The sequence below is a fragment of the Pseudomonas sp. SDO5522_S412 genome, from assembly GCF_054071215.1.
In genome coordinates, this window is sequence record NZ_JBSVWQ010000177.1 from 1 (window position 1) to 11,929 (window position 11,929).

Sequence of the window (11,929 nt, forward strand, 5' to 3'; positions counted from 1 at the left end):
AGTGACTCGCTGTAAGAGCGAAACCATAAGCCGCCGTTACCCAAATAACGGATATGCCCCCAAAATTCCGCCGATATTCGATCTCGAAAACCACGGCCCCCTGGGACATCCCACCCGACAAGCGATCTCACTGCCACCTGCTGGTGCATGCTCTTGATTGCATGCAGCTTTTTGTAGCGAGGAAGCTCGCTCCCGTTGACCCGCATGACAGGCCAGGCAGCCTAATCAATAGCAAGCTAGCTAATTGGCGCATTAATTGCCTTGAAATATGGCAATTAGACATCACTCCCGGAGTCCGCCATGAGCAGCCTGTCGAGCAGCACGATGCAGTTATCTTCCGCCGAGAAAAGCTGGCTGCCCTGGTGGGGCAAGACCGGCAAGTTCGCCATGGGCTGGTCCTGCCGCCTCAACCGCGCGGTGTACCCGGTGATGGAGCAAACCTTCGAGGCCATTGCCGAAACCCGGGTCAAACTCCTGCAAACCTGGACCCGCGAACAGTGGGAACACCTCAACGAACTGGCCGCGACACTGGCCCGCGATTCCGTACTCACCGACAACAGCCTGCTGCTGGAAAAACTGCACCAGGCCGGGGATTTTTCCGAGCTGTTTATCGTCGACCCAAAGGGCGAACTACTGGCGAGTACCTGGAGCCAGGCCAGTCACCGCGCGCTCAATCAACAAGCCCTGGCCGCCGGGCTCAAGGCGCCATTCCTCCACGGTCCCTACAGCGACCCGCTGACCTTGCAGATCGGCCCTTCGTCTTCGCGCTTCCATGACGAAGTGACCCTGATGTTCTACCAACCATTGACCCGCGAGGGCAGGGTGGTCGGCTGCCTCTGCGGTCGGGTGCCCAACGACATACTCGGGGATTTGATCCAGCGCGAGGCCGGGCATATCTTCCCCGAGTCCGGCGATAACTACCTGTTCATGGTGCAATCGCGCTTCGACCCGGCGCTGCAGCCGGGCATTGCGCTGTCCCGCTCACGCTTCGAGGACGGCACCTTCACCCACGGTGAAAATCTCAAGAGCGGCGTGCACACACCCTGGAAAACCGTACAGATCCAGCGCCACACCGAGCTGGAATTGCGGTTTATCGACCCCGCCACCCAACAACTGCACCCCGGCGTGCGGGAAACCATCCGCAAGGGCTCGAACCTGTTTGTCACCTATCCCGGCTATTCCGACTACCGTCACATCCCGGTGGTGGGCAAGGGCGTGACCTTCGAACTGCCGGGCTCGCCGGATCGCTGGGGCATGATGTGCGAGGCCGACCTGGAAGAGGTCTACCGCCGGCGCTCCCTGAGCCACGGCTTGATGAAGCCCTATCTGGCGACCATGGCCGGCCTGTTTGCCTGCAACTTCCTGGTCCGTCACTACAGTGGTTTGCCCGCCGCCTGGACCGATGCGTGCGAGGTGCTGAGCATGGTCGTCGCGGCCTTGCTGTTCAGCCGCCTGGGCCCCAGGCGCCTGGCCGCACGCCTGAATGAAATGACCGAGGTCATCCGCACCATTGCCGAAGGCGAGGGCAACCTGCGCCAACGCCTGGACAGCGGGCGCATGGTCAACGACGAAACCGGCGACATGAGCCGCTGGATCAACAGCTTCATCGACCGCCTGGATTCGGTGGTCGGCCAGGTGGTCAAGGCCAGCCACAGCGTTGGCAACACCAACCAATTGATGCTCGGCCGCAGCGAGGCGGCCGGGTTGATGTCCCATGAAGTGGCCGATGCGACCCACCGCATGATGATCATCGTTGAAGAGCAACTGGGAGAAATCCAGCAAGCCTCGGTGAGCGCCGAGCAAATGAAGCAGGCCATGGACGAGGTGGTCAGCCGGGCCCGCGAGCAATTCCTCGCGGTACAGGTCGGCACCCAGTCGATTCGCGATGTGGTGCAGCGCTCCTCGGAAAGCGTGCAACTGCTGGACAGCCGCATGGCACAGATCAGCAACATCACCGGGTTGATCAGCGACATCACCAACCAGACCAACCTGCTGGCCCTGAATGCGGCCATCGAAGCGGCGCGGGCAGGCGAGCATGGCCGCGGTTTTGCGGTGGTGGCCGACGAAGTCCGCACCCTGGCGTCACGCACTTCCAAGGCAGCGGAAGACATTCGCCAGATGGTCGAGGGCCTGCAAGGCGAAACCCGCAAGGCCGTAGGCTTCATGGAAAACGGCGTGACCAACGTCGACAGCAGCCTGCGCCTGGCCGAGGACGCCTCCTCGGAGAACGTGCACCTGCACCAGGCGGTGGAGAGCATGTTCAGCATCATCCAGCAGCTCAACGCCCGCAGCCTCGACTATGGCAAGACCATCAAGCAGGTCAGCCACTCTTCGGAGCAAATGCGCCTGACCGTAGGGGTGTTGCAGACCAGCGCGGAAACCGTGCGGGTCAATGCCAACAAGTTGCAGAAGCTGGTGGGGTTGTTCGAAGTCAGTGAGGCTGCGGCCTGACCAGGCTGCGCTTATCCAGCAGCAGGCGCTCCAGCTCCTTCATCGGCAAAGGCCGGCTGAACAGATACCCCTGGATCTGATCGCAGCCGGCTTCCCGCAGAAACTCCAGCTGCGCCTGGGTTTCCACGCCTTCGGCCACCACTCGCAGCTTCAGGCTGTGGGCCAGTTCGATGATGGTGCGGGTGATAGCCGCGTCCTGCGGGTTGCTGGTGACTTCGCGGATAAACGCGATATCGATTTTCAGCGTATCAATCGGGAACCGCCGCAGGTAGGCCAGGCTGGAATAGCCGGTGCCGAAGTCGTCGATGGAGATCTTCACCCCCATCGCCCGCAGGCGCTGCAAGCTGGCGATGGTGTGCTGGGTGTTCTCCATCAGCGAGCCTTCGGTCAATTCAACTTCCAGCCAATGCGCTTCCACGCCGGCCTGGGCGAGGGACTGGGCGATATCGGCAATCAGGTCACCCTCGATCAATTGATGCCCCGAAACGTTGACCGATACCTCCACCGCGCCCACCGTGCCGGATTGCCACGCTGCGATCTGGCGGCACACGTTGTCGATCACCCAACGCCCGAGCGTGACGATCAAGCCCTGGCTTTCCAGGATCGGTATGAAGACCGCTGGAGACACCGCACCGTAACCGGGCCGGTCCCAGCGCAGCAGGGCCTCGAGGGCGCACACCTGACCGTTGGCCAGTTCGACCTTGGGTTGGTAATGCAGCACGAATTCTTCGCGCTCGACCGCCAGGCGCAGGGCTTTTTCCAGGTCCAGGCGCGCCAGGTCATGCACATTCAACCGCGAGGACTCATTTTGGTGGTGTTGAAGTTGCTGCTCCAACAACTGGCTATGGTTTTTCAACCGATCGCCGTGGGCCTTGAGCCGCAGCAGGTTGCGTACCCGTAGCCACAACTCGACCCGCTCCACCGGCTTGCTGATGAATTCTTCAGCACCGGTTTCCAGGCCACTGAGCCGCGCGCTGGACTCACTCAATGCCGAAAGCATGATGATCGGAATGTTCGCCGTGGCCTGGTTGCCCTTGAGCTGGTTGGCCACTTCATAGCCGTCCATGCCCGGCATCATGATGTCCAGCAGGATCAAGTCCGGCGGCCGCTGCGCCACCAACTGCAAGGCTTCTTCACCACTGGCGGCACTCACGGTCTGGTAACCCTCGTGGCGCAGCAGGGTTTCGAGCAGCTTGCGCACCTGGATTTCATCATCAACGATCAACAGCGTTGCGGGTTGGCTGGCCATGGAGAGGACTCAAGTCGAGGGAGTAATGTTCTTTTGCAGCAGCGTGTCGATCACCTGGTACAGCTCTTTGTAGCGCAGGGGCTTGATGATGTAGGCATCGCAGCCGGCCCGCAGGGTCTTGTCACGGTCTTCCTTCATGGCCATGGCCGTCAGGGCGATCACCGGGATGTGCGCGGTATGAGGGTCCTGCTTGAGCAGTGACGTGGCTGCCAGGCCGTCCATGCCCGGCAACTGGATGTCCATCAGGATCAATGCCGGTTGTTTTTCCCGGGCCAGGGTCAGCCCGGTCTCGGCATCGGCGGCCCACAACACGCTGTGGCCGGCGTTCACCAGCAGCAGGCGGGCGAGGCGCATATTGGCCTCGTTGTCTTCGACGATCAGGATTTCGGCCATGGGGCCTCCGCATCTGCGGCACGGTGCAGCGGCAGCCACACCACAAACCGCGCGCCTTCGCCTTCGCGGCTGGCCACGGCGACACTGCCGCCGTGCAGGTCGGTGAGTTGCTTGACCATCGCCAAACCCAGGCCCGTGCCTTCGAATTTGCGCGCCAGGCTGCTGTCGATCTGGCTGAAGGCCTTGAACAGCTTGCTCATGTCGTCCCGGGCGATCCCGATGCCGGTGTCGCTGACGCTCAATTCCAGGAACTGTTGATGTTCGCTGGGCTGCAGGGCAAAGCCGTGGGTGGGCCAGTCGCCGGGAATCTGCCCCACTTGCCCACGATTCACCTCGCGCACCGAGAGCGTCACCGAGCCGCCGTGCTCGCTGAACTTCACCGCATTGGCCAGCAGGTTATAGATGATCTGCTTGGTCTTGCGCAGGTCCAGTTCCAGTGCGCCGAAGTCGTCCGGGCTTTCGAGTTTCAACTGGATGCGCTGCAATGCGGCCTTTTCCCGCACGATCAGCAGGCTGTTGGCCAACAGGCCGGCCAACTCCACGGCTTCCAGTTCCAGGTCCATCATGCCGGCCTCGACCTTGGACAGGTCGAGGATGTCGTTGATCAGCGACAGCAAGTGCTGGCCGCTGGTGAAGATATCGCCGATGTACTCGCGCTGGATATCGGTCATGTCGCCCACCAGGCCATCCTTGAGGGCTTCGGAAAAACCGATCACCGCATTCAGCGGCGTGCGCAGTTCGTGGGACATGGTGGCGAGGAATTCGGACTTCATGTGGCTGGCGTGTTCCAGCTCCAGGTTCTTCTCTTCGAGGGCACGCTCAAAGCCTTTGCGTTGTGCCTCTTCCTGCTTGCGTGCGGTGTTGTCGGTGCCGATCAGCAGGTAGCCGATGATCGCGTCGTTGCGGTTGCGCAGGGCGGTCACCGACACCATGGCCGACAGGCGACTGTTGTCCTTGCGGATATAGGTCAGTTCGTAAATGTCTTCGATGCCCCGGGAGGCCTTGAACACCAGGGCCTCAAAGCCCGGCGTGATCGGTGTGTCCAGTTCCAGGCTGAGGGCAGCGGCGCGGGTGATCAGCTCGGCGGGGTCGGAAATGTCGGCCGGTGTGACGCGGTTCAGCACATCGGCGGCGGCGTAGCCAAGCATGCGTTCGGCACCGACGTTGAAAATCTGGATTACGCCTTTTTCGTCGGTGGCGATGCTGGAGAAGTAGGCGCTGTTGAAGATCGCATCTTGCAAGGCGCCGGCCTTGAGCAGGGTTTTCTGGCGTTTGAATTCGACGATTTTTTCAGCCCGGGATTGCGGCTCCGCCGGGCTGTCGACTGAAGAGTTGTCCATCGTGCAGTGTTCCGTGAACTTCAGGCCCGACGCTGCCAAAGGCGGCGCCGCAGAGCATGCTCACAGAAGATCGCGCAGGCGCGATGAGGAGGAGATGAGGTCTTTGGACGATAGCAGATAAACCGCAACCGACAGGGATCGTAGTGGCCAAACGCGGTGTTATTTTTAGAAAAGCACTCAATCGGATAGGTGAAGGTGGAAAAACGGCGGTTTTATCTGCAATTAGTCACTCCAGGTCGCTGGATGAACATTTATTCATCAGGTGAAACGTTTAATCAAACGATAAACGGCTGACGCAAGCGCTTGCGTAAGCAAATGTATCTGATTAGAGTCGGCAGCAATCAGGTATGCCGATGACTGCCATCGGCAAACGCCCGAACACAACAATAATAAAACCAGGAGCTCAGTCGTGAGCCTTGAACCCTTGCTTGAAATGCAGGGCATCAGCAAGACCTTCAACGGTCTGCGGGTGCTCAAGAACGTCAGCCTGAAGGTCTACCCCGGTGAAATCCACGCCTTGATGGGTGAGAACGGCGCCGGCAAATCGACCTTGATGAAGATCCTCTCCGGCGCTTACCAGGCCGACGACGGCGGCACCATCCGCATCGATGGCCAGCCCGTCGCCAGTTACAACCCAGCCTCCGCCAAAGCCCTCGGCATTGCCGTGATCTACCAGGAACTGAGCCTGTGTCCGAACCTCACGGTGGCCGAGAACATTTACCTGGGCCGTGAACTGCGCCGTGGCTGGACCATCGACCGCAAGGGCATGGAAGCCGGGGTGGCCGAGGTGCTGGCAAGGCTCGGTGCGGAGTTCCTGCCCACCACCCGCGTCGCCAGCCTGTCCATCGCCGAGCGCCAACTGGTGGAAATCGCCCGGGCCTTGCATGCCCACGCAAAAATCCTGGTGATGGACGAACCCACCACGCCGTTGTCCTCCCGGGAGACCGACCGCCTGTTCGCGCTGATCAAACAGCTGCGCAGCCAGGGCTTGGCGATCATCTACATCAGCCACCGCATGGCGGAAATCTACGAGCTGTCGGACCGGGTCTCGGTACTGCGGGACGGCGAGTACGTCGGCGAACTGGCGCGGGACGTGCTGTCGGCCGAAGTGCTGGTGAAGATGATGGTGGGCCGCGACCTGTCAGGTTTCTACAAGAAGGAACATGCGGCCTACGACCCCGGCCAGGTGGTGATGCGCGTGCGCGACATGGCCGACGGCAAGCGCGTGCGCAACTGCAGCTTTGACCTGCACGCCGGTGAAGTGCTGGGCATCGCCGGCCTGGTGGGCGCCGGGCGTACCGAACTGGCACGGCTGATCTTTGCCGCCGACCCACGCACCTCCGGCACCCTGGAGGTGGTCGGCAAAACCGTGACCCAACTGCGCAACCCGGCGGATGCGATTCGTGCCGGTGTCGTCTACCTCACCGAGGACCGCAAGGCCCAGGGCCTGTTTCTCGACATGAGCGTGGCCGACAACATCAACGTCTGTGCGTGTGTGCCGGATGCCCATGCCGGTGGCGTGCTCGACCGTGGCCACGCCGCACAACGCTCACGCGATGCGATCAAGTCCCTGTCGATCCGCGTGGCGTCGGGCAAGGTCAACGTCGGCGCGTTGTCCGGTGGCAACCAGCAGAAGGTGCTGCTGGCACGGCTGCTGGAGGTCAAGCCGCATGTGCTGATCCTCGACGAGCCCACCCGTGGCGTGGACATCGGCTCCAAATCCGAGATCTACCGCATCATCAACCAGTTGGCCAAGGCCGGCGTAGGCATCGTGGTGATCTCCAGCGAACTGCCGGAAATCATCGGCACCTGCGACCGCGTGCTGATCATGCGCGAAGGGCAACTGGTGGCCGAAGTGGGCGGGGCATCGGGGCTGGATATTTCCCAGGAGGCGATCATCGACCTCGCCACCGGCAGCGAACAGGTGGCCGCCCATGGCTAATTCAACGACAAGCGGGAGCAACACCATGACTGTGGCAACGATCGGCAAGGCTGAGCGTATTCGCGAACTGATGCGCACGGTGGGCATGTTGCCGGTGCTGGTGCTGCTGCTGGTGGGTTTTGCCCTGGCCAGCGAAAACTTCATGACGGTGCAGAACCTGTCGATCATCACCCAGCAGGCGTCGGTCAACGTGGTGCTGGCGGCGGGGATGACCTTTGTGATCCTCACGGCGGGCATCGACTTGTCGGTGGGAGCGATTCTTGCGGCTTCGGCTGTGGTTGCGTTGCAAGCGTCGATGTCACCGCAGTTCGGCATGTTCGGGATTGCCGCCGGGGTTGGCTTCGGCCTGTTGCTGGGCCTGGTCAACGGCGGCCTGATCGCCTTCATGCGCCTGCCGCCGTTTATCGTCACCCTCGGCGCGCTGACCGCCATGCGCGGTTTGGCTCGTCTGTTGGCCGACGACAAGACCGTGTTCAACCCTGATTTGCCGTTTGCCTTTATTGGCAACGACTCAGTACTGGGCGTGCCTTGGCTGGTGATCATCGCGGTAGCCGTGATTGCGCTGTCGTGGTTCATCCTGCGGCGCACGGTGATGGGGGTGCAAATCTACTCCGTGGGCGGCAACCCGGAAGCGGCGCGGCTGTCGGGGATCAAGGTGTGGAAGGTCCTGCTGTTCGTCTATGCCATGTCCGGTGCGTTGGCCGGGTTGGGCGCGGTGATGAGCGCGTCACGCCTGTTCGCCGCCAATGGCCTGCAGCTGGGGCAATCCTATGAGCTGGATGCGATTGCCGCAGTGATCCTCGGCGGCACCAGTTTTACCGGCGGCGTCGGCACCATCGGCGGCACGCTGATTGGCGCGCTGATCATCGCGGTATTGACCAACGGCCTGGTGCTGCTGGGCGTCTCGGATATCTGGCAGTACATCATCAAGGGCATCGTGATCATTGGCGCGGTAGCGCTGGATCGCTATCGCCAGTCCGGTGCGCGGACCTGATTTCACTCAAACAACAATCACAAGAGAGTCATCATGAACTTCAAACGCATGTTTCCTGTTGTCGCCTCCCTGGGCGTTGCCGTGTTGATGTCCCAGGCGGTGCAAGCCCGTGAACTGAAAGCCATCGGCATCAGCATGGGGTCCCTGGGCAACCCGTATTTCGTGACCCTGGCCGACGGTGCCACGGCGCGGGCCAAGGAGCTGAACCCGGCGGTGAAAGTCACCTCGGTGTCGGCCGACTATGACCTGAGCAAGCAGTTCTCGCAGATCGACAACTTCATCTCGTCCAAGGTCGACCTGATCCTGCTCAACGCCGTCGACCCGTCGGCGATGGCCTCGGCGATCAAGAAAGCCCGTGATGCCGGGATCGTGGTGGTGGCCGTGGACGTCGACGCCAAGGGCGTGAATGCCACGGTGCAGACCGACAACGTCGAGGCTGGCAAGCTCGCCTGCCAGTTCATCGTCGACAAACTGTCGGGCAAGGGCAATGTGATCATTCAGAACGGCCCGCAAGTCACCGCCGTGACCGATCGGGTCAAAGGCTGCAAAGCCGCGCTGGCCAGCGCCCCGGAGATCAAGGTGCTATCAGATGACCAGGACGGCAAAGGCTCCCGCGAAGGCGGCTTGAACGTGATGCAGGGTTACCTGACGCGCTTCCAGAAAATCGACGGCCTGTTCGCAATCAACGACCCGCAAGCCATCGGCAGCGACCTGGCGGCCAAGCAACTGAAACGCAGCGGCATCATCATCACCTCCGTGGACGGCGCGCCGGACATCGAGAATGCCCTGAAGACCGACACCCTGATCCAGGCCTCCGCCAGCCAGGACCCATGGGCCATGGCCCAGACCGCCGTTAATGTCGGCAATGACATTCTCAATGACAAACAACCCGCCGAACCAGTTACCCTGCTGGCGCCAAAATTGATCACCCGCGATAACGTCGGTTCCTACAGCGGTTGGTCCAGCAAACATTAAAAGAAACCAGGAGTGAGCACCGTGGCAACCATGGAGGATGTGGCAAGAATTGCAGGGGTGTCGACGTCGACGGTTTCCCACGTCTTGAACGGCACCCGCAAGGTCAGCCCGGACACGGTGCAAGCGGTGCAGGACGCGATCCGGCAGGTGGGCTACATCCCCAACACGCTGGCGCGCTCGCTGGCTCGATCCACCACCAATACCATTGGCGTGGCGATCTCGGCGCTGTCCAACCACTACTTCAGCGAAACGGTGCACGCGATTGAAACCGAGTGCGCCAAGCACGGCTACATGATGTTGTTTGTCGATACCCACGACGATCCCGAACAGGAACTGCGTGTGGTCACGGCGCTGCACCATCGGCGGGTGGACGGCATTCTGCTGGCGCCGTCTACCGGTTCGCTGGCCCTGGAATACCTGCAGGCCAATCAAGTGCCGGCGGTGCTGGTGGACCGGATGATGTGTGATCGTTTCGATCAGGTCGGGGTGGAAAACACCCAGTCGACCCAGGCCCTGGTGGCGCACTTGATCGGCCATGGCCACCGGCGCATCGGCTTTATTTCCGGGCGCGCGGGGCTCGGCACTTCCGATGAGCGCGTGGCCGGCTATCAAGCCGCGTTGCAGGCGGCAGGGTTGGTGTTTGACCCGCAGTTGCTGGTCAACGGCGGCTCCAGCAGCGAGCCGGCACGGCAAGCGACCGCGCAGTTATTGGCCCTGGCAACACCGCCCACGGCAATCATGGCGGGCAACAACCTGATGACCCTGGGTGCGATGCACGCCTTGCGTGATGCGAATATCGACGTGCCCGGGCAGATGGCCCTGGTGGGCTTCGATGATTTTGACTGGGCGGATTTCTTCGTGCCACGCCTGACCCTGATCGCACAGCCGGTCCAGGAACTCGGCGCCCGGGCGGTCAACCTGCTGCTTGAGCGCATGGCGTCGCCCAAGCGTAAAACACACAGCGTGCGGCTCGCGCCCACCCTGAAGATTCGTAACTCATGCGGCTGCCCCTGATATGAACAACGCGGTTTCCCTTGGCATTGATCTCGGCACTTCGGAACTCAAGGCGATCCTGATGGACGAGCAAGGCAACGTCCTCGCCCATGCGGGCGCGCGGCTGACGGTCTCGCGCCCGCACGCAGGCTGGTCCGAGCAGGCGCCTGAGGATTGGTGGCAAGCATGCCTGAAGGCTCTGGACCAACTGCGCACTGATCAGCCGGATGCCTACGGCCGTGTCGGCTGCATCGGGTTGTCCGGGCAGATGCACGGGGCGGTGTTGCTGGGGCAAGACGACCGGGTGTTGTACCCGGCGATTCTCTGGGATGACTCCCGTGCCATGGCCCAGGCTGAAGCCTTGGGCAGTGAGTTTGCCGACGTCACCGGCAGCTTGCCGATGGCCGGTCTCACGGCGCCCAAGCTGCTGTGGTTGCAGGAGCATGAACCGGCGGTATTCAGCGCCATTGATTGCGTGCTGTCGCCCAAGGATTACCTGCGCCTGCGCTTGAGTGGTGAGCGCGTGAGTGATGTGTCCGATGGTGCGGGGACGCTGTGGCTGGATGTGGCCAACCGTGAATGGTTTGAACCGATGCTGCAGGCCACGGGTTTGCGGTTGGCGCAGATGCCACGGCTGGTAGAAGGTGGCGCGGCCAGTGCTTGTTTGAATGCGGCTGCGGCGGGGCGACTGGGCTTGGCCGAGGGCCTGGTGATTGCCGGCGGTGGCGGGGACAACCCGGTGGCGGCGGTGGGCATAGGGGCGGTGAATGCGGGTGATGCGTTTATCACCCTCGGTACGAGTGCGGCCATCGTGGCGATTACTGATCACTCGGCGGGGAATCCGGCGAGTGCGGTGCATAGTTTTTGTCATGCGTTGCCTAATCGCTGGTACACCATGGGCGCCATGCTGGCCGGGGCCAGTTGCTTGCGGTGGGTGACGCGGTTGACGGGGTCGGTTGATGAGCAGGCGTTGCTGGATCGGGTGCAGGCCGAGTGGCCGATCGGGCAGGGCGTGCCGGTTTCCAATCCGTTGTTTTTGCCGTATTTGGCGGGGGAGCGCACGCCCCATAACGACCCGTTGTTGCGGGGTGGTTTCATGAGCCTGGGGCATGACTGCACGCCGGCCATGCTGGGTTATGCGGTGATGGAGGGCGTCGGGTTCGGGTTGCTGGATGCATTGAATGCAGTGCAGTCGGCCGGGGCCACGGTGGGGGCTTGTGCGTTGGTGGGTGGTGGGGCGCGCAGTGAGTATTGGGCGCAGTTGTTGGCCAATATTCTTGGGCGGGAGATTTATACGTTGCATGGCAGTGAGTTGGGGGCGTGTATTGGTGCAGCGAAGTTGGGGTTCCTGTCGAGCGGCCAGGGTGCGGCGCTCTTGCAGGCGGGGATGCCGGTGAAGCAACGGTTTTTCCCGGACGGCGCTCAACAGGCTGTTTTGCAGGCGCGATATTTGAAGTTTCGGGGGTTGTTGGGGGCGGCTAAGGCTTTGCACGATTAGGGAAGTTTTGGGTGTATATCCGTCATTTGGGTAACGGCTGCTATTGGTTCCGCTCTTACAGCGGCTCACTTTTGAAAAGCGCAAAAGTAAGCAA

The 11,929-nt window shown here is 61.8% G+C and carries 9 protein-coding genes; 6 read left to right on the plus strand and 3 right to left on the minus strand.

Translation table 11 applies throughout. The features are described from left to right. Nucleotides 1–1,815: 1,815 nt before the first annotated feature. Nucleotides 1,816–2,451, plus strand: coding sequence for a methyl-accepting chemotaxis protein (locus tag ACW9I6_RS25105; protein ID WP_371132487.1), 636 nt, complete (start codon nucleotides 1,816–1,818; stop codon nucleotides 2,449–2,451). On the opposite strand, the gene ACW9I6_RS25110 is transcribed toward ACW9I6_RS25105, so the two are convergent. The 3 genes from ACW9I6_RS25110 to ACW9I6_RS25120 are packed head-to-tail and all read right to left on the minus strand — an operon-like array spanning nucleotide 2,432 to nucleotide 5,433. Next, nucleotides 2,432–3,700 carry an EAL domain-containing response regulator gene (locus ACW9I6_RS25110; RefSeq protein ID WP_003209700.1) on the minus strand — a complete coding sequence of 423 codons (1,269 nt, stop codon included), beginning with the start codon at nucleotides 3,698–3,700 and terminating at the stop codon, nucleotides 2,432–2,434. The two genes, ACW9I6_RS25105 and ACW9I6_RS25110, sit on opposite strands and share 20 nt — an antisense overlap. A gap of 9 nt (nucleotides 3,701–3,709) precedes the next feature. Beyond that, on the minus strand, nucleotides 3,710–4,093 hold the full coding sequence (locus ACW9I6_RS25115) for a response regulator (RefSeq protein ID WP_008430409.1): 384 nt from the start codon (nucleotides 4,091–4,093) through the stop codon (nucleotides 3,710–3,712). Continuing rightward, nucleotides 4,078–5,433 carry a sensor histidine kinase gene (locus ACW9I6_RS25120; RefSeq protein WP_457339963.1) on the minus strand — a complete coding sequence of 452 codons (1,356 nt, stop codon included), beginning with the start codon at nucleotides 5,431–5,433 and terminating at the stop codon, nucleotides 4,078–4,080. The genes ACW9I6_RS25115 and ACW9I6_RS25120 overlap by 16 nt, the downstream gene beginning before the upstream one ends. Nucleotides 5,434–5,842: 409 nt before the next feature. On the opposite strand from ACW9I6_RS25120, the gene ACW9I6_RS25125 reads away from it, so the two are divergent. The 5 genes from ACW9I6_RS25125 to xylB are packed head-to-tail and all read left to right on the plus strand — an operon-like array spanning nucleotide 5,843 to nucleotide 11,835. Further along, entirely contained in the window at nucleotides 5,843–7,375 is a 1,533-nt protein-coding gene (locus ACW9I6_RS25125; RefSeq protein WP_003209705.1) for a sugar ABC transporter ATP-binding protein, read from the plus strand. Between the two features lie 25 nt (nucleotides 7,376–7,400). Next, nucleotides 7,401–8,369, plus strand: a complete 969-nt coding sequence (locus tag ACW9I6_RS25130; protein ID WP_003209708.1) for an ABC transporter permease subunit — start codon at nucleotides 7,401–7,403, stop codon at nucleotides 8,367–8,369. A 33-nt stretch (nucleotides 8,370–8,402) separates the two neighbouring features. Then, nucleotides 8,403–9,344 carry an ABC transporter substrate-binding protein gene (locus tag ACW9I6_RS25135; protein WP_457339964.1) on the plus strand — a complete coding sequence of 314 codons (942 nt, stop codon included), beginning with the start codon at nucleotides 8,403–8,405 and terminating at the stop codon, nucleotides 9,342–9,344. Between the two features lie 21 nt (nucleotides 9,345–9,365). Then, nucleotides 9,366–10,358, plus strand: coding sequence for a LacI family DNA-binding transcriptional regulator (locus ACW9I6_RS25140; RefSeq protein ID WP_457339965.1), 993 nt, complete (start codon nucleotides 9,366–9,368; stop codon nucleotides 10,356–10,358). A 1-nt stretch (nucleotide 10,359) separates the two neighbouring features. Next, nucleotides 10,360–11,835 (plus strand): xylulokinase, encoded by a 1,476-nt coding sequence (gene xylB, locus ACW9I6_RS25145; protein WP_457339966.1) that lies wholly within the window; start codon nucleotides 10,360–10,362, stop codon nucleotides 11,833–11,835. The last annotated feature ends 94 nt before the right edge of the window (nucleotides 11,836–11,929 follow it).

What these genes read in the sequence shown, in the direction of transcription:
- ACW9I6_RS25105 (WP_371132487.1), top strand. Translation starts at nt 1,816, where the DNA reads ATGGACGAGGTGGTCAGCCGGGCCCGCGAGCAATTCCTCGCGGTACAG.
- ACW9I6_RS25130 (WP_003209708.1), top strand. Translation starts at nt 7,401, where the DNA reads ATGACTGTGGCAACGATCGGCAAGGCTGAGCGTATTCGCGAACTGATG.
- ACW9I6_RS25120 (WP_457339963.1), bottom strand. Translation starts at nt 5,433, where the DNA reads ATGGACAACTCTTCAGTCGACAGCCCGGCGGAGCCGCAATCCCGGGCT.
- ACW9I6_RS25135 (WP_457339964.1), top strand. Translation starts at nt 8,403, where the DNA reads ATGAACTTCAAACGCATGTTTCCTGTTGTCGCCTCCCTGGGCGTTGCC.
- xylB (WP_457339966.1), top strand. Translation starts at nt 10,360, where the DNA reads ATGAACAACGCGGTTTCCCTTGGCATTGATCTCGGCACTTCGGAACTC.
- ACW9I6_RS25115 (WP_008430409.1), bottom strand. Translation starts at nt 4,093, where the DNA reads ATGGCCGAAATCCTGATCGTCGAAGACAACGAGGCCAATATGCGCCTC.
- ACW9I6_RS25110 (WP_003209700.1), bottom strand. Translation starts at nt 3,700, where the DNA reads ATGGCCAGCCAACCCGCAACGCTGTTGATCGTTGATGATGAAATCCAG.